This window comes from Amycolatopsis sp. NPDC058278 (assembly GCF_042881395.1).
Classification (GTDB): domain Bacteria; phylum Actinomycetota; class Actinomycetes; order Mycobacteriales; family Pseudonocardiaceae; genus Amycolatopsis.
The window spans coordinates 1-15,784 of record NZ_JBHVXZ010000173.1 but is presented as its reverse complement, the minus strand read 5'-3'; the positions used below and the strand labels follow the sequence as shown (position 1 = coordinate 15,784).

General features: G+C 72.5%; 16 protein-coding genes. 6 read left to right on the top strand and 10 right to left on the bottom strand.

The window, feature by feature from the left end; all coding sequences use genetic code 11:
* Positions 1–37: 37 nt before the first annotated feature.
* Positions 38–304 (bottom strand): hypothetical protein, encoded by a 267-nt coding sequence (locus tag ACFVYA_RS45855; protein WP_013227053.1) that lies wholly within the window; start codon positions 302–304, stop codon positions 38–40.
* Positions 305–542: 238 nt separating this feature from the next.
* Between ACFVYA_RS45855 and ACFVYA_RS45850 the strand changes: the two genes are divergently transcribed.
* Positions 543–2,894, top strand: a complete 2,352-nt coding sequence (locus ACFVYA_RS45850) for an alpha-L-fucosidase (RefSeq protein ID WP_387054355.1) — start codon at positions 543–545, stop codon at positions 2,892–2,894.
* Positions 2,895–2,933: 39 nt separating this feature from the next.
* Here the strand turns inward: ACFVYA_RS45850 and ACFVYA_RS45845 are convergent, their stop codons facing one another.
* The 4 genes from ACFVYA_RS45845 to ACFVYA_RS45830 form a co-directional block, all read right to left on the bottom strand.
* Positions 2,934–4,910 (bottom strand): HelD family protein, encoded by a 1,977-nt coding sequence (locus ACFVYA_RS45845; RefSeq protein WP_387054353.1) that lies wholly within the window; start codon positions 4,908–4,910, stop codon positions 2,934–2,936.
* A gap of 68 nt (positions 4,911–4,978) precedes the next feature.
* Positions 4,979–6,163, bottom strand: a complete 1,185-nt coding sequence (locus ACFVYA_RS45840; RefSeq protein WP_387054351.1) for a 4-hydroxybenzoate 3-monooxygenase — start codon at positions 6,161–6,163, stop codon at positions 4,979–4,981.
* Positions 6,164–6,196: 33 nt separating this feature from the next.
* Positions 6,197–7,678 (bottom strand): ArnT family glycosyltransferase, encoded by a 1,482-nt coding sequence (locus tag ACFVYA_RS45835; RefSeq protein ID WP_387054349.1) that lies wholly within the window; start codon positions 7,676–7,678, stop codon positions 6,197–6,199.
* A gap of 113 nt (positions 7,679–7,791) precedes the next feature.
* A complete protein-coding gene (locus tag ACFVYA_RS45830; RefSeq protein WP_387054347.1) occupies positions 7,792–9,120 on the bottom strand; it encodes a diaminopimelate decarboxylase in 1,329 nt (442 codons plus the stop codon).
* Positions 9,121–9,201: 81 nt separating this feature from the next.
* Between ACFVYA_RS45830 and ACFVYA_RS45825 the strand changes: the two genes are divergently transcribed.
* Positions 9,202–10,095, top strand: coding sequence for a LysR family transcriptional regulator (locus ACFVYA_RS45825; RefSeq protein ID WP_387054345.1), 894 nt, complete (start codon positions 9,202–9,204; stop codon positions 10,093–10,095).
* Positions 10,096–10,127: 32 nt separating this feature from the next.
* Here the strand turns inward: ACFVYA_RS45825 and ACFVYA_RS45820 are convergent, their stop codons facing one another.
* Positions 10,128–10,682, bottom strand: coding sequence for a hypothetical protein (locus ACFVYA_RS45820; RefSeq protein ID WP_387054343.1), 555 nt, complete (start codon positions 10,680–10,682; stop codon positions 10,128–10,130).
* A 26-nt stretch (positions 10,683–10,708) separates the two neighbouring features.
* On the bottom strand, positions 10,709–11,998 hold the full coding sequence (locus ACFVYA_RS45815; protein ID WP_387054341.1) for an NAD(P)/FAD-dependent oxidoreductase: 1,290 nt from the start codon (positions 11,996–11,998) through the stop codon (positions 10,709–10,711).
* A 170-nt stretch (positions 11,999–12,168) separates the two neighbouring features.
* Here ACFVYA_RS45815 and ACFVYA_RS45810 point away from each other — a divergent pair, with 170 nt between their 5' ends.
* Positions 12,169–12,537 (top strand): STAS domain-containing protein, encoded by a 369-nt coding sequence (locus ACFVYA_RS45810; protein WP_387054339.1) that lies wholly within the window; start codon positions 12,169–12,171, stop codon positions 12,535–12,537.
* A gap of 70 nt (positions 12,538–12,607) precedes the next feature.
* Here the strand turns inward: ACFVYA_RS45810 and ACFVYA_RS45805 are convergent, their stop codons facing one another.
* Genes ACFVYA_RS45805 through ACFVYA_RS45795 form a run of 3 tightly spaced genes read right to left on the bottom strand, consistent with a single transcriptional unit; the run spans position 12,608 to position 13,586 of the window.
* Positions 12,608–12,874: a DUF4235 domain-containing protein gene (locus ACFVYA_RS45805; RefSeq protein WP_086853791.1), complete on the bottom strand. Its 267-nt coding sequence runs from the start codon at positions 12,872–12,874 to the stop codon at positions 12,608–12,610.
* Positions 12,871–13,176, bottom strand: coding sequence for a DUF3618 domain-containing protein (locus ACFVYA_RS45800; RefSeq protein WP_013227044.1), 306 nt, complete (start codon positions 13,174–13,176; stop codon positions 12,871–12,873). Before ACFVYA_RS45800 ends, ACFVYA_RS45805 begins: the two co-directional genes overlap by 4 nt.
* Positions 13,173–13,586, bottom strand: a complete 414-nt coding sequence (locus ACFVYA_RS45795; protein WP_387054336.1) for a phage holin family protein — start codon at positions 13,584–13,586, stop codon at positions 13,173–13,175. Before ACFVYA_RS45795 ends, ACFVYA_RS45800 begins: the two co-directional genes overlap by 4 nt.
* Before the next feature lie 134 nt (positions 13,587–13,720).
* On the opposite strand from ACFVYA_RS45795, the gene ACFVYA_RS45790 reads away from it, so the two are divergent.
* The 3 genes from ACFVYA_RS45790 to ACFVYA_RS45780 all read left to right on the top strand — a co-directional run bounded on the left by ACFVYA_RS45790 (position 13,721) and on the right by ACFVYA_RS45780 (position 15,689).
* Entirely contained in the window at positions 13,721–14,182 is a 462-nt protein-coding gene (locus ACFVYA_RS45790; RefSeq protein ID WP_387054334.1) for an SRPBCC family protein, read from the top strand.
* Positions 14,183–14,280: 98 nt separating this feature from the next.
* Positions 14,281–15,135 (top strand): aldo/keto reductase, encoded by an 855-nt coding sequence (locus ACFVYA_RS45785; RefSeq protein WP_387054332.1) that lies wholly within the window; start codon positions 14,281–14,283, stop codon positions 15,133–15,135.
* An 86-nt stretch (positions 15,136–15,221) separates the two neighbouring features.
* A complete protein-coding gene (locus ACFVYA_RS45780; RefSeq protein WP_387054330.1) occupies positions 15,222–15,689 on the top strand; it encodes a hypothetical protein in 468 nt (155 codons plus the stop codon).
* Positions 15,690–15,784: the final 95 nt, after the last annotated feature.

Genomic DNA, 15,784 nt, shown 5'->3' with positions numbered 1-15,784 from the left:
CCGGGAGGCGGCCTTCACGGCTTTCCGAGCGGGAGGCTCAAGCGGCGGCGGCGGGAAAACCGGTCAGGGCGCGGTGGCCCGCGTCGGTCAGTTCGGCGGGTGCCCACTGGCCGGGCGCGACGAGCCGGGTGGCTCTGACCAGCCCGGCACGGGCGAGGTCGTGGGCGGTGTTCTGGTCGCAGCAGGACAGGCCGTCCACGCGGAGGTCGGGTTCGCAGCTGCAGCGGAGCTCGGCGCGCCCGTCGGCGATCGCCTTGAGCATGGCGATCGCGCGGCGGCTCAGCGCGTTCGGGTCGGTGGACATCGGTCTGGCCTTTCGGTGCGGCTGGGTTCTGACGGCGAGGGCTGCAGCTCGTTACCTAGGGATACGCGGCGAACACGAGCACGGTTCACCACGATCGGGCCGGTTGGCCCCTTGACATGACAGAAGCCAGCAAGCAGGCTCATTCATCGGATGAATCAGTTCCGCCAGCGGCAGATGTGCCTCCTGAGGGCAAACGCTGCCGTAATCCTGCCGTAATCATCCGATCCCTGGAGGCTCAGTGCCGACCTTCCCCCGCCGTCAAGCTCTGGGCATCGCCTTGGGTGGTGCCGTCGCGCTCAGCGCGGCCGGCCGCACGCCCGCCGGCGCCGCCATTCCCGTGGACGCCGCCCCCGACCAGGCCGACACCCCGATCGTCCCGCCTCCGCCGCCGGTCCCGGTGGCCCTCGATGCCTGGTTCACGAACGACGGCATCGACAGCGCGTCGGCCACCGGCGGTGACTTCGACGGGTCCGGCTACACCTTCCCGGCCGAGCACCTGCCCGCCGGGCAGACCGTCACCGCCGGCGGTGTCCCGTTCGAGCTCGGGTCCGCGGCCGCCGGGGCGAAGAACAACATCGCCGCCACCGGCCAGCGGCTCGACCTGCCGAAGGGCCGCTACTTCGTCGCGTACTTCCTGGTCGCCGCCAGCTACGGCGCCACCGGCGGCACGGCGACCGTGCACTACGCCGACGGCAGCACGAGCACCGGCGCCCTGTCCGGGCCCGACTGGTACACGGCCACCGGGGCGCTCGTCTCGCCGTTCCGCTACGCGCCCGGCGGCGTCGTCGACAACAGCCCGGTTTCCCTCGCCATCGGCCAGGTCTGGGTCGACCCGGCGCGCGAGGCCGTCGCGCTGACCCTGCCCACGACGGCGAACCCGGCGCCGAACGTCTCCAGCCTGCACGTCTTCGCGCTCACCCTCCAGCCGGTGGCCGTGGGCCGCTCGGCCCTGATCCTCGACGGCCGCTCGACGGCGAACCTGCTGACCGACGGCGGCCCGCAGGCCGCCGAGGCGACCATCGTCAACGCCGGAACCGTGTGGCTCGGCGCGGGCGACCGGATCAGCGTCACCGTCGACGTCCCGGGCGGCCGGACGACCGTGCCCGCGACGGTCCGCGCGCTGGCGCCGGGGGAGCAGGCGACGGTCCGGCTCGGCCTGGCCCCGAACGCGTCCGTGCCGCCCGGCACCACGACGAACGGCCAGATCCGGGTCACCGCCGGCCGCGGCACGCTCGCCACCCAGCAGGTCCCGATCACCCTCGGCGTCCCCGACTTCCGGCCGGCCGACGCGTCGCTCTCGACGCACCGCGCGCCCTATTGGTTCAACGACAGCAAGTTCGGCATCTTCATCCACTGGGGCGTGTACGCCGTGCCCGCGTGGGCGCCGGTGGGGCAGCAGTACGCGGAGTGGTACTGGCAGAACCAGCAGGACCCGAACGGCGCCACCTACGCCTACCACCGGCAGAAGTACGGCGAGAACTTCACCTACGACGACTTCATCCCGCTCTTCACCGCGGCGAAGTTCGACCCGCGCTCCTGGCTGAACCTCATCGCGGACGCGGGCGCGGAGTACTACGTCCTGACGTCCAAGCACCACGACGGCTTCGCGTTGTGGGACACCAAGGTCAGCGACCGCAACTCCGTGAAGCTCGGGCCGAAGCGGAACGTCGTCGCGGAGCTGTTCACCGCTTCCCGGAAGTACACGCCCCAGCTGCGCAACGGCCTGTACTTCTCGCTGCCGGAATGGTTCAACCCGGACAACCCGTGGATGGGCCACGCGCCGCGCAACCCCTACACCGGCGCGCCGCTGCCCTACACCGGCTACACCGCAGGCAAGGACTTCGTCCGCGACTACCAGGCGCCGCAGGTCCTGGAGCTGATCCGCGAGTTCGACCCCGACGTCCTGTGGTTCGACATCGGCGGTGTCAACGACAGCCGGGCCGTGCTCACCGAGTACTTCAACCGCGCGAAGAACCGCAAGCGCCCCAAGGACGTCACCTACAACGACCGCGGCGGCATCCCGGACCACGACTTCACGACGCCGGAGTACACGACGTACCCGAACACCGTGGTGGCGAAGTGGGAGGCGAGCCGGGGCCTCGACCCGTTCTCCTACGGCTACAACCGCGCCACCCCCGACGACAAGTACATGACGGCGGAGGAGGTCGTCCGGACGCTCGTCGACATCGTTTCGAAGAACGGCAACTTCCTGCTCGACATCGGCCCGGACTTCGACGGCACGATCCCGGACGTCATGCGGAAGCACCTGCGGGACGCGGGCGCGTGGCTGAAGGTCAACGGCGAGGCGATCTACGGGACCACGTACTGGTCGAGGATGGCCCAGCTCGGCGACCTGCGGTTCACGGTCAAGCAGAACGAGGCGTTCTACGTGCACTCGCTGACCGCGCCGGGCAGCCGGGTGGTCGTCGACGCGCCGGTGCCGATCCGCAGCGGTGACCGGGTGAGCATGCTCGGCTACCGCGGGAACCTGCACTGGACGGTCGAGAACGGCTCGCTGGTGATCGACGTCCCGGCCGCGGCCCGGCAGGCGGGCCGCTACACCTGGGTGTTCAAGATCGCCTGGAGCTGACGCTGTGTCACCCTAACGACGTGTCACCCTAACGACGTGTCACCCTGAAGATCGCCGTTCGGTCAGCGAACGCAGTTCCCGCGGGACCGGCCCGGGATGGACCACGCCCAGCCGCTGGGTGGCGCGCGTCATGGCCACGTAGAGGTCGTTGGGTCCGCGCGGGCCGGCCGCGAGGACGGCGGCAGGGTCGGCGATCACGACCGAGTCGAACTCGAGGCCCTTCGCTTCGGCCGGGGTCAGCAGCACCACCTCGCCCGCGAGGTCCGGCGGCACCGGGAGCGACAGGGCGCCCGCCAGCTCGCGGGTCGCCGCCGCGATGATCGCCAGCTGCCCCCCGGTGTGCTCGTCGACGAGTTCGGCGAGCACACCGGGCAGGTCGTCGGCGGCTCGGCGCCACGGTGGCTCTCCACTCGCCCGCACCGATGTCGGCGCCCGCAACGCCGGGTGGTGGGCGGCGAGCAGCTTCGCCGCGGCCTCCATGATTTCCCGCGGGGTGCGGTAGCCGACGGTCAGCTCCGCGAGCCGGTGCGGCCGCGGCGCCCGTTCCCACGACGTGGCACCCGCCGCGCTCCCGGTCTGGGCCGGGTCCCCGACGACGGTCATCGACCGGGACGGGCACCGGCGCAGCAGCATCCGCCAGTCCATTTCGGACAGTTCCTGGGCTTCGTCGACCACCACGTGCCCGAACACCGGCACGCTCTCGCCGACCAGCGCGGCGGCTTCGTCCAGCAACGGGATGTCCGCGGCGCTCCACGGTCCCACGACCACCTCCGCCGGGGTCAACGGCGGCCACAGCCCGTCGAGCACGTCCCGGACGCCGGTGTCGGCGAGCAGGGCCGTCCGCAACGCTTCCCGATCCACCTCGTCCAGCAGCGTACGCGGGCTGTCGTCGTCGTCGTCCGGGCCGAGCACGAAGCCCGCGGCGGCCAGCGCCCGCAGTTCGGCCTCGCCGAGGCGGCCGTCCGCACTGCCGCCGTCGAGCGCCTCGCCGGTCTCGGTGAACACCACCGCCTCCATCCGGGCGGCCAGTTCCCCGGTCAGCGTGGCGACGACCTCCCGGTGGAACACGTGACGAGCCTGGTTGTGCGGCAGCCCGGTCTCCCTGGCCTTCCGCACGGCCCGGCGGAGCGTCGCCGGATCCAGCCGCAGGGCCTGCTGCTCGAACTCGACGTCCACCGGCTCCGCGGGCACCCGGACGGTGGCCCGCACCGCCTCGGCCAGCCGGGCTGCCATGTCCGCCCGGCCCTTGCGGGCGGCTTCCGCCGCCGAGTCCACCCGGGTGACCACGACGCCGGGAACGAGGTCGGGCACGGTCGCCGTCACCACCCGGTTCTCGCCGAGCCCGGGCAGCACCTGGCCGATGTAGTCGAGGAACACCCGGCTGGGGCCGAGGACGAGCACGCCGCGGGTGCGCAGGTGCTCGTGGGTGTACAGCAGGTACGCGACCCGGTGCAGGGCGACGGCCGTCTTGCCCGTGCCCGGGCCGCCCTGCACGACGAGCACGCCCCGGGGGCCGTCCCGGATGATGCGGTCCTGCTCGGCCTGGAGTGTCGTGACGATGTCGCGCATGCGCCCGGTGCGCTCGGCCGTGACCGCGGCAAGCAACGCGGCGTCGCCGACCAGCCCGTCGCTCGGCCCGGCCGGGTCGAGCAGTTCGTCGTCCACGGCGACGACGGTCCGGCCGCGGGTGGTGATCCGCCGCCGGCGCAGGACTTCGCCCGGCTCGGCGGCGGTCGCGGTGTAGAAGGGCCGGGCGGCGGGCGCGCGCCAGTCCACCAGCAGGGCCTTGTCCTTCTCGAACAGCCCGACTCGCCCGATGTGGACACGCCGGCCACCGGTCAGGTCCAGCCGGCCGAAGCACAGCCCGTCCTCGACCGCCGCGAGCCGCGCCACCTCGGCCCGCCACACGTCCGAAGCGTGGCCGCGGGCGAGTGCGGCGGCCGCCTCCTCGCGCAACGCGTCGAGGCGGGCGTAAAGAACGTTCACGTGGTCCTGCTCCGCGGCGATTTCCGGCATGCCGGAGAGCGTGCCCGCAATCTCGCGGGAAGTGCAGTCTTGTTCTTCTTGACAGCGTCAGCCGGGCCTCAGAAGTCCGCGTTCTTGCCGATGTAGAGCTCCGCGAACGCCGCCGCGGCCGCGGGCGAACCGAGCAGGCGGCGCATCCGGGCTTCCGCGATGCGCGCCCCGAACGGGTTCTCGCCCGCGGCCGCGGTGTGGTGGAAGATGTCCGACAGCCACAGCGAAAACTCCTGGTACTGCCACACCAGCGGCAGGCACGCGGCGGAGTAGCCGGCCAGCGGCGCCGGGTCGCCCGCGTAGTACGCCTCGAACGCCTCGGTGAGCAGGAAAGCGTCGTGCAGGGCGAGGTTCATGCCCTTCGCCGCGATCGGCGCGACCAGGTGCGCCGCCTCGCCCGCGAGGTGCAGCTGGCCGTGCGACATCGGCTCGACGACGTAGTTGTGCATGTCGAGGATGCGCTTCTCGAAGAGCTTGCCCTCGATGACCTCCCCGCCGGGCACGGTCAGCCGGGCGTGCAGCTCCTGCCACACGCGCTCGTCGGGCCAGTCCGCCTCGGTCTCGCCGGGCGCGGTCTGCAGGTAGAACCGCGTCACCGCCGGCGTGCGCGCCATGTGCGCGGCGAACCCGCGCGGGTGGATGCCGAACAGCACGCCGTCGGCGGACGGTGGTGCCTCCGCGAGCAGCGCCAGCCAGCCGATTCCGTAGTCGTGGTGGGCTTTTACCGTCGATTCCGCCGGCAGGTAGCCCTGGCAGACGCCGCGGGCGCCGTCGCAGCCGGCGACGAAGTCGCAGTCGATCCGGTGCTCGCCGCCGCCGGCCCGGAACGTGACGGCGGGGGAGTCCGACGTCAGGTCGTGCAGCTCGACGGCCGAGACCTCGAAGACCGCCTCACCACCGCCGCCGGTGTACTGCGCGACCAGATCGGTCACCAGAAGCTGTTGCGGGTAGACGAAATGCCGCTGCCCGGTGACGTCCCCGTAGCGGAAGACGTGCCGCTGCCCGCCGAACCGGAACTCGAACTTCTCGTGCCGCGGCGCCTTCGCGACGAGCCGCTCGCCGAGGCCCCGCCGTTCGAGCCCGCGGACCGCCCACTCCTCGATGAACCCGGCGCGCGGCCGCTGTTCGATGAACGCCCGGCTCCGCGCCTCCAGCAGCACGCAGCCGATTCCCGCGCGCCGCAGGAGGTTCGCCACCGTGAGTCCGGCCGGGCCCGCCCCCACCACGGCCACCGCCGTGCGCCTCGCCACCATGCGCCCGAGGGTAGCGCGAACCGGACGAACCGCTCAGTAGTAATGCCGCAGCTGGGGCCACGCCTGCGACCAGGGTCGCGTCAGCGTGCACAGCGAAAGCACGACACCTTCTTCGTCGTTGTCGACACCTTCGGCGTTGTGGTGCTTGGCGACCGCTCGGCAGCCGGTGATCAGCCTCGACGCAGGCGAGCCGGGCCGCACCCGGCCGATCAGCAGCACCGGGCCGACCAGCCGGTCCGGGGGTGGTCCCCAGTCCGCGTACGACATGTGCGGCGAATACGGCTGCGGCAGCCCGAATTCGGGGCCGTAGCGCTCGATCGCCCCGGCCTCGCCGTAGTTGCCGGCGAGGATGACCGCGGTGTCGCGGTCGGCGTCCGGGATCCGCCGCCACGCACCCGCGACGCTGCCGGCGAAGTCCGGCCAGCCGACCTGCTCGCCCGGCTCCTTGTTCATCGCCAGCAGCGGGCCGTTCAGCGCCGAGGCCGGGACGACCGGGAGTCCGACGAGGACGGACACGGCCACGCACACCGCGGCGGCCGCGCCGGTGAGCGCCCGCCGGAGGGTCCCGCCCCGGCCCAGCCACCGCAGCACCGGTTCCGCGCCCAGCGCCACCAGCGGCAGCAGCAGTGGCACCGAGTAGTACGGCTTCCCGCCGAGCACCAGGAGTTCGGCGCAGACCACCGGGTAGGCGATGGCCAGCGGGCGCGCCCAGCGCAGAGCGGGGTCACGCCACGGCCGCACGAGCCCGGCGATCCACACCGGCACCAGCACCGGCGAAAGGAGGAGCAGCTGCATCGGCACGAACAGGAGGCGGTTCTCGGCGCCGTCGTCCTCGCTGATCCCGCCGGCCACGGTGAGCATCGGCCAGCCGTGCGACGCCTGCCAGAGCACCACCGGGGCCGCCAGGACGGCGGCGATCCCGATGCCGGCGGCGAGCCACCAGGTCCGCAGCGCCCGGCGCGGCCCGGCGATGGCGACGCCGATGCCGAGCCCGGACAGCAGGAGCAGGACGAGCCACTTGTTCGCCAGGCCGAGCCCGGCGGCGGCACCGACGGCGAGCCACCACCGGCCGTCGCCGGTGCGCAGCAGCCGCAGGCCGCACAGCGCGATCACCGACCACAGCAGCACGTCCGCGGAGTTGGTCGCCAGCATGTGCGACACGACCAGGACGTAGGACGACAACGCGGTCGCGATCGCGGTGAACAGCTGGACGCCGCGGCCGCCGCCGAACTCGCGGGCGATCAGCGCGACGACCACCACGGTCGCCATGCCGAGCAGGGTCGCGATCACCCGCAGCCCCGCGGGCGTCTCGCCGAACAACGCCGTCGACGCCCGGGCGAGCCACGGCGTGATCGGCGGGTTGTCGACGTACCCCCAGTCCGGCCGGCGGCCCGCGGCGACGAAGTACAGCTCGTCGCGGTGGAAGCCGTAGCGCCCGGACAAGGCCGTCAGCACGACGGCTTGGACGGCGACGACGATCCCCACTGACAGCGCGGCGAACCGCGGCTGTGACAACCGGGCCTCCGGCCCGGGCCGGGGGCTCCGCCACCCGGACCCCCGAAAAGCGCGCGCACGACCGGCCCCCATGGCAGTCTCCCCTCGGCGTGCCCGGGATCGTACGCGGTCGATCAAGCTTCCGGGAGCGTTCCGAGGAATTCGCCGCCCGCGTCGGCGACCAGTTCGGCGAGGGTCTGCGCGCGGCGAAGCGGCGTGAACTCGACGTCGCCGTGGCCGGACACGGTGAACCCGTACACGGCCGGGCGCGGCAGCGTGTTGTACGCGTAGTGCGCGCCGAAGTAGTACGCGCCGGTGTCGTGGGCGACGACGAGGTCGCCCGGTTCGAGCAGCGGCAGCGGCCGCTCGCGGGCGAGGAGGTCGCCGGCGAAGCACAGGGGACCGGCGATGTCCTGGGGCACCTCGGATCCCGTCTTCGGGACCCCGGTGGCGTCGAACGCGCCGATCCGCAGCGGCCAGTGCTCCGGCTGCAGCACCGTGCGCGCCGCCACCTGGCCGCCCGCGTGCGTCACGGCGATGTGCCGGCCTCCGGCGACCTTGGTGTACTCCACCGTGCTGACGAGGAAGCCGCTCTTCGCCAGCAGGGAGCGGCCGAACTCGGTGACGAGCGCATAGCGCCCGTCGGCCAGGGCCGGGACCCGCGCCAGCAGCGTCGCGACGTAACCGGCGTACGTCGGGCCGGGCTCGTCGGAAGTGAAGTCCACCGGCAGGCCGCCACCGATGTCGAGACTGGTGACCTGCCGGTACCCGGCCTCGGCGTTGATCTCTTCGGCGAGTTCGTGCGCCGCGGCGACGCCGTCGGCCATCAGCTCCGGCGGGCAGCCCTGCGAGCCGACGTGGACGTGCAGCCGGGTCAGCCACGGCCGGTGCGCGAAGGACTCGAGCAGCAGTCCCCGGTTTCCGTGGTCCCGCAACGGAATCCCGAACTTCGACGCCGCGGTCGCGGTGCTCGTGTCGCCGATCCGGCCGGCCCCGACCTGCGGGTTGATCCGCACACCCAGCACCGACCGCGGCGATGTCGCGCCGACCAGTGCGTCGAGCCGGGCGAGCTCCTGGAAGTTGTCGGCGTTGACCGCCGTGCCCTCGGCCAGTGCGTGCGCGAGCTCGGCGGTCGTCTTGGCGGGGGAGTCGAGCACCAGCCGCGGGCCGCGCAGGCCCGCGGCCTCCGCGACGGCCGTCTCGCCCGGGCTCGCGACCTCGGCGTCGATCCCGAGGTCGCCGAGGAACCGCAGGAGGGGCGCCAGGCCGCACGCCTTGGCGGCGACCGTGTGCTGGACCCGCCCCAGCGGCGCGAACGCCTTCGTCAGGTCTTCGACGGCTTCCCGGACGGCGGTGAGGTCGACGAACCCGGCCATCGGGGCGGCGAGCCCCCGGTCCGCCGCGGCGGCCAGGGCGAGCAGCTTGCGGTCAGTGCGGGTCAGGGGCGCGCTGGTCGTGGTCATGGTCCCAGAACAGCAGCGTGCGGGCCGCCCGGTCCAAGACTTCGTCCCGATGAAATCATAGGACCGCCCTATAATGGGCGGGTGGATCTTCGCCGATGGCACTACTTCGCGGTGCTCGCCGAGGAGATGCACTTCACGAGGGCGGCCGCCCGGCTGTTCGTCTCCCAGCCGTCGCTGAGCCAGCAGATCCGCGCCTTCGAGGCGGACCTGGGTGTCGCGCTGCTCGACCGCACCGGCCCGCGCTTCGCGCTGACCGGCGCCGGGCGCGTGGCCGCCGCCGAGGCACGCGACCTGCTCGACCGGCTGGACCGCGCCCGGGGCGCGATCACCGCGGCGGGCCGGGGCGACGCCGGGCGGCTGCGGATCGCCTACACGCGTTCGGCGCCCGGCCCGCCGGCCGGCGATCTGGTCGCGGCTTATCGCGAGCGGTACCCGGACGTCGAACTCGCCTTGGAAACGGGCTGGACCAGCTTGAACCTGGCTCGGCTGGCGGCGGGCGAAATCGACGTCGGCTTCGTGCGGCCGCCGGTCACCGCCCCGGGCATCGAGGTCGCGGTGGTCGGCTCGGAGGAGGTCCTGCTCGCGCTGCCGTCGGCGCATCCCCTTGCCCACCGCCGCGGCCGGGTGCGGCGGGCCGCGATCGCCACCGAGCCGGTGGTGTTCTGGCCGCGGGAGAACGGCCCCGGCCAGTACGACGCGATCAGCGGCCAGGTCTGGCCCGGCGGGCTGCCACCGATCGTCCGTGAAGAACCGGAGGACGAGCAGCTGATGCGCGCGGTCGCCGAAGGCGCGGGCCTCGCGGCGGTCCCGGAACACCGGGCGCGGGCGCTGCGCCGCCGCGGCGTGGTGCTGCGCCGGCTGGACGACCCGCCACCGAGGATCGACGTGGGCCTGGCGTGGCGGTCCGGCTCGGCGTCCCCGGTGGTGCGGGCCTTCGTGGACCTGGCCACTGGGCAGCGCCAGTCCTCGACGTGAGCGTGGCCTGACCTCGCCGCCGCCCGGAGAGGCTAGTCCAGGCTGAGGGCCGAGCGCACCGCCGTGACCACGCCCGGGTGGCCGAGCGGCAGCGGCGGCGGCACGCGGTCTTCCGGGCTCTCGGTGCTCGACGCGATCACCCGCACCTCCGTGCCCGCCTCGCGCAGCTTGGCGACGACGTCGTCGTGTTCGGCGAGCCAGGCTTCGTTGGCCTGGGCGGCGTCGTCGGAGGCGAGGAACGCGTCCGAGGCCGGGTCGACCAGCAGCAGGTGGGTCGCCGCGCCCGGGTGCCGTTCGACGAGCTGCAGCGCTTCCGCCGCGAACGGGCCGCCGGCCACCACGGCGATCTCGGGATCGCCCGGGCCGGCGTCGCCGAGGAGGTCGTCGGCTTCGGTCAGCGCGCCGCCGGCGGGTACCCGGCACCAGAAGACGGCTCGCTTCTCCGCCAGCGGCCGCCAGGTCGCCGGCAGTTCGTCGTGCTTCGCGGCGCCTGCCGGGTCGAGGACGATCACCTTGGCGCCCGACGGGTCCCCGGCGACCACCACGGCGGGGCCTTCGGAGCGGACGGGTTCGGGTTCGGCGGGCATGAGCTTTCCTTTCACCGCAAGGGGTTTCAGCGACGGGGGAGTTCCGGGCTGTCCATGTCGAGCGGCACGGCGCCGGAGCGGACGAGTCCCAATTGGACGGTCTGGCGGCCGGTCAGCGCCTCCAGGACCCAGTCGGCGGCCGTGCGCACGCGGTTGCCCGGCATCGCCATGAGGTGGTAGCCGCGCGTCACGGCCTTCGCGGGGCGCCCGGACAACGGGATGTGCAACGGGTTCGCCGCGGCGGCGCCGGCCCCGAGGTCGACGACGAAGCCGAGGTCGTGGTGCCGGTAGGTGCCGCGGCGGCCGTACCCGAGCGACGCCGCCACATTGCGCCCGGCGAGCTTCCCCTGCCGCTCGGCGTGCTGCGCGGTCATCGCGGTGTACTGGCCGGGGCGGGTGAGGTCGGGCACCGCGGCCGCGTCGCCGCAGGCGAAGACGTCCTCGCGGCCCGGCACGTTCAGCTGCTCGGTGACCACCAGCCGGCCCTTCGCGGTCTCGAGCCCGAGGCCGGCCACCAGCGGGTCCGGCCGCACGCCGACGCACCACACGAGGGTGCGGGTCGGCACGGCGTCGCCGTTGGTCAGCGTGACCCCTTTGGCGTCGGCGTGGTCGACCGACGTCTTCATCAGCACCTCGACCCCGCGCGAGCGCAGCACCCGGTCGGCGGTCCGGCCGAGCCGCCCGGCGAGCTCGGGCAGCACCCGCTCGGCGACGTCGAGCAGCAGCCAGCGGATCTGCTGCCCGGCCAGCTCGGGGTGGCGCGCGGCGAGCGCCGCGGTGAACGCGGGACCCTGCGCGGCGACCTCGGTGCCGGTGTAGCCGGCCCCGACCACCACGAACGTGCAGCGCGCTTCGCGTTCGGCCGGGTCGTCGGCCGCGGCGGCCAGTTCGATCTGCCGGGTGATGTGGTCGCGCAGGTACAACGCCTCCGGCACGCCGCGGAACCCGTGCGCGTACTCCGGGACGCCCGGGATCGGCAACAGCTTGTTGACGCTGCCCGCGGCCAGCACCAGCCGGTCGTACCCGATCCGGTGTTCGTTGTCCTCGGGATCGGTGTAGGTGACGTGGCGGGCGTCGAAGTCGACGCCGGTGGCCACACCGAGGACCAGGCGGACTCCGCACAGCGTGTCGGGGATCGAAACCGCTACTCGCCGCGGGTCGAGGATCCCGGCCGCCACTTCCGGCAGCAACGGCAGGTAGAGGAAGTAATCCGTCGGGTTCAGCACGACGACTTCGACGTCTTCGCCGGCTTCCTTCCGTAGGCTCTTCGCCGCGTGGTAACCGGCGAAACCGCCGCCGACGATCACGACACGCATGGATCTCCTTCCGGGCCGGATCTCCGTCCCGAACGGATTACCCGAGGTCGGAGCCGGGAAACCCGCGGGGTTGACCTCATCGCGCAGTGGCGTACGGTCAGGGGTGTTGGCTGTTGTTCAGACACGTGCTCCGGTCAGCGCCCCTGCAACGCTGAACCCGAGGGAGCGCCATGTACGACTGTTTCCGCACGATCTACGAACCCTCCAGCCTGACCGTCACCACCACCGAGCGGCCGGGCGGGGTCACCGTCCTCACCGTGGTCGGCGACATCGACGCCGCCACGGTCGGCACCCTCGACGAAGCCCTCGCCACCGGTGAGCGCCTGGTCGTCGACCTGACCCGGGTCGCCTTCCTGAGCTGCGCCGGGGTCCGCTCGCTGCTGCAGGCGCACGCCCGCACCGAACTCGCCGTCGTGCTCGGCGGCCACGCGGTCACCCGTTCGATCGAAGCCACCGGCGCCGACCTGGTGCTGAAGATCCACCCCCGCGTCGGTTCCGCGCTCGCCGGCCTGGCCCTCGAGCCCGGCCGGGAGGCGTGACCGCCCGGCGGACACGCCTCCCGCCGTCCACTCTGTGGTCGGCCGGCACGGTGGCCGGTCGTCGCGGTGGTCAGTCGTCGCCCGGCCAGTCGCCGGTCGCCTTGCGGTAACCGACGGCGCCCGCACGTTCGGTGGCGGCCTTGACGGCACCGAAGATCGCCCCCTGCACCGCCGCCGCGATGACCACCTGACGCCAGGTGTAGTCGCGGTCGGTGGCGTCGGGGGCGTCGTCCTCCCCGGCCACGCGGCTCCAGACCTGCTTGAACACCTGGCCGGCGAGGATGCCGCCCAGGGCACCCACCACCCAGCTCAGCGGCTTGTAGAGCGCTTTGTTCACGAGTTCCTCCGGCGCAGGATCAGGCGGATCAGGATCAGCAGGCCCAGCACGCCGGCGAAGACCGGCAGCGGGTTGGCGCGGACGGCGTCGGCGCCCTGGCGGAACTTGACCGCGGTCGGCTCGTTCGTCACGTCGGCGACCTTCGCGGTCGCCTGGTCGAGCTTTTCGTCGACGTTCTCCTTGACCCTCGCCTTCACGTCGAGCTTCTGCCCGAGCGCTTCGAGGGTCTCGGTGAGCTCCTCCCGCGTGGCGTCCCGGTCGAGGCGTGCTTCCTCGGCGTTCTTCGGGAAGTCCCCGCTCATGTCCGCACTCCCTGCTTCACGGTGTCCACGTCTTCGCGGACGCCGCTGATCGCTTCTTCGGGCACCGGCGGCACCCCTTGCGTCACTTCCTTCTTGCCGACCAGGGCCGCGATCCCGGCCACGACGAACAGCGCGACCGCGACGATCACCGCCGCCAGCCAGCCGGGCAGGACCAGCGCGAGCGCCAGCACGGCCGCCGCGACCAGCGTGGCGGCCCCGAGGAACGCGAACAGCCCCGCGGCACCGAACAACCCGGCGCCGAGGCCCATCTTCTTGCCCTTGCGCTGCAGTTCGAAGACCGCGAGCCGCATTTCGTCGCGGACGAGCCGTTTGACCTCGCCGGTCAGGTCCGTCACCAGTTCGCCGACCGAGCGGTCGGAAGCCGGTTTCTTGTTCACCTCTTCGATCACCGAACACCTCCTTGCCTGGCCGCCGTGTACCCGGCCCGGGCCGATGTCAACCGCGTCGCGTTTGACCGCCGGTGCACCGGGTAGCCGATTTGTGCCCTCAATGACGAGTACCGACCATCGACGAGGAGGAGTGCATGAGCACGATCACCGAAATCGTGGACGTGGAAGTCCCCGTTTCGACCGCGTACAACCAGTGGACGCAGTTCGAGGAATTCCCGCAGTTCATGGAGGGCGTCGAAGAGATCCGCCAGGTGGACGCCACCCACACCCACTGGGTGACGCGGTTCGGTGGCGTGACGCGCGAATTCGACGCGACGATCACCGAGCAGCACCCCGACGAGCGGGTCGCCTGGACGTCGGACTCCGGTCCGGACCACGCCGGCGTCATCACCTTCCACCGGCTGGACGACTCGCACACCCGGGTGACCGCGCAGATGGACATCGACCCGGAGGGCTTCGCCGAGACCGTCGCGGACAAGCTCGGCGTGCTCGACCGCCGTGTGAAGGGCGATCTCAAGCGGTTCAAGGAGTTCATCGAGCAGCGCGGCCGGGAGACCGGCAGCTGGCGCGGTGACGTGGACCGCCCGGGGCGGTAAACCCGCGGGTCACCCGTTCGGGGTGAGTTGTCGCGGCGGGGCGGGATCATCCGCCCCGCCGCGTTTCGCGTCCGGGGACCGCCGGGTAGGCCGGATTCATGACGACCACCACTGCCGGCGTTCCCACCTTGGAATTGAACAACACTGGACAAGGGCGTGGCGTGCGGATCCCGCAGCTCGGGTTCGGTGTTTTCCGGATCCCGCCGGAGGAAACCGCCCAGGCCGTGCGGACGGCCCTGGAGACGGGGTACCGCCACGTCGACACCGCACAGGCGTACCGCAACGAGGCCGGTGTCGCCGCCGGGATCGCGGAGTCCGGCGTGGCGCGGGAGGACGTGTTCGTCACGACGAAGCTGGCGAACGACGCGCACGGGCACGACAACGCGATCACCGCGCTCGAAGGCAGCCTGCGCCGGCTCGGCTTCGACTACGTCGACCTCTACCTGATCAACTGGCCGTTGCCGGCCAAGGACACGTTCGTCCGGACGTGGCAGGGCTTCGAAGACATCCTCCGGGCGGGCAAGGCCCGCGCGGTCGGCGTGTCCAACTTCCAGCCCGCCCACCTCGACCGCCTCGCCGAGGAGACGTCCCTGGTGCCCGCGGTCAACCAGATCGAGCTGCACCCGGCGCTGCAGCAGGCGGAGCTGCGCGAGTACCACCGGGCGCACGGCATCGCCACCGAGGCGTGGAGCCCGCTGGCGCAGGCCGGCGTGCTCGGCGACCCGGTGCTCACCGGCCTGGCGGAAAAGCACGGGCGGACGGCCGCGCAGATCGTGCTGCGCTGGCACGTCCAGCTCGGGAACGTCGTCTTCCCGAAGTCGGCCTCGCCCGGCCGGATGCGCGAGAACATCGACGTGTTCGGCTTCGAGCTCGACGACGAGGACATGGCGGAGATCGGCCGGCTGGACGAAGGCCGCCGCACCGGGCCGGACCCGGACACCTTCACCGGGTGAGCGCGTTCACCGCGTGACGGGAGCGTTTCCCTGCGCGACCTGCCGGGTATTCCCCCGGCAAGGTCCCCCAGGAAGGAGCGTCCGGCATGACCACGAACGCGTACCTGTCGTTCCTCGCGATCGGCGTTGCGCTGGTCCTGATAGACGGGCAGATCATCTACCGCAGCGGCCGCCGGTACCTGGAGAACTCCTACGGCGACCCAGCCGCGGGCGCTTCGATGACCCGCCTGGTCACGGTGCTGTTCCACCTCGCGACGCTGGGGGTGCTGGCGCTGATCTCGACCATCGACATGGGCGAAAGCGACCTGCCCGGCGTGGTCGGGCGGATCGGGGTGCTGCTGCTGATCCTCGCGCTGGCCCATGCGATCACCCTCGGCGTCCTGGCCCGCATCCGCGGTGAGCAGGAGGTGGAGGCGGTCGTCCAGCGCGGCCCCCGGCCGCGGGTGGAGGCGGAGCAGCAGGGCACGACGGTCACCCCGGTGCCGGGCCAGGACGGCCGGTACCCGGCTGCCAGCCCGTCGCTGGAGCACCGGTCCCCGTATTCCGCCCAATAAAAGCGCGCCCGATAAAGATCGTCTGCTCCGTAAGCGGCGCGTTCTCGTGTAAGCGGCGCGTTCGGCGTGTCAGGCCGGCGCGACCGGCCGATCCA

Excerpts from the sequence above, each read along its gene's own strand:
- ACFVYA_RS45810 (WP_387054339.1), top strand. The coding sequence starts at position 12,169 with ATGTACGACTGTTTCCGCACGATCTACGAACCCTCCAGCCTGACCGTC.
- ACFVYA_RS45820 (WP_387054343.1), bottom strand. The coding sequence starts at position 10,682 with ATGCCCGCCGAACCCGAACCCGTCCGCTCCGAAGGCCCCGCCGTGGTG.
- ACFVYA_RS45800 (WP_013227044.1), bottom strand. The coding sequence starts at position 13,176 with ATGAGCGGGGACTTCCCGAAGAACGCCGAGGAAGCACGCCTCGACCGG.
- ACFVYA_RS45780 (WP_387054330.1), top strand. The coding sequence starts at position 15,222 with ATGACCACGAACGCGTACCTGTCGTTCCTCGCGATCGGCGTTGCGCTG.
- ACFVYA_RS45815 (WP_387054341.1), bottom strand. The coding sequence starts at position 11,998 with ATGCGTGTCGTGATCGTCGGCGGCGGTTTCGCCGGTTACCACGCGGCG.
- ACFVYA_RS45790 (WP_387054334.1), top strand. The coding sequence starts at position 13,721 with ATGAGCACGATCACCGAAATCGTGGACGTGGAAGTCCCCGTTTCGACC.
- ACFVYA_RS45855 (WP_013227053.1), bottom strand. The coding sequence starts at position 304 with ATGTCCACCGACCCGAACGCGCTGAGCCGCCGCGCGATCGCCATGCTC.
- ACFVYA_RS45840 (WP_387054351.1), bottom strand. The coding sequence starts at position 6,163 with ATGGTGGCGAGGCGCACGGCGGTGGCCGTGGTGGGGGCGGGCCCGGCC.
- ACFVYA_RS45845 (WP_387054353.1), bottom strand. The coding sequence starts at position 4,910 with ATGCCGGAAATCGCCGCGGAGCAGGACCACGTGAACGTTCTTTACGCC.
- ACFVYA_RS45785 (WP_387054332.1), top strand. The coding sequence starts at position 14,281 with ATGACGACCACCACTGCCGGCGTTCCCACCTTGGAATTGAACAACACT.
- ACFVYA_RS45830 (WP_387054347.1), bottom strand. The coding sequence starts at position 9,120 with ATGACCACGACCAGCGCGCCCCTGACCCGCACTGACCGCAAGCTGCTC.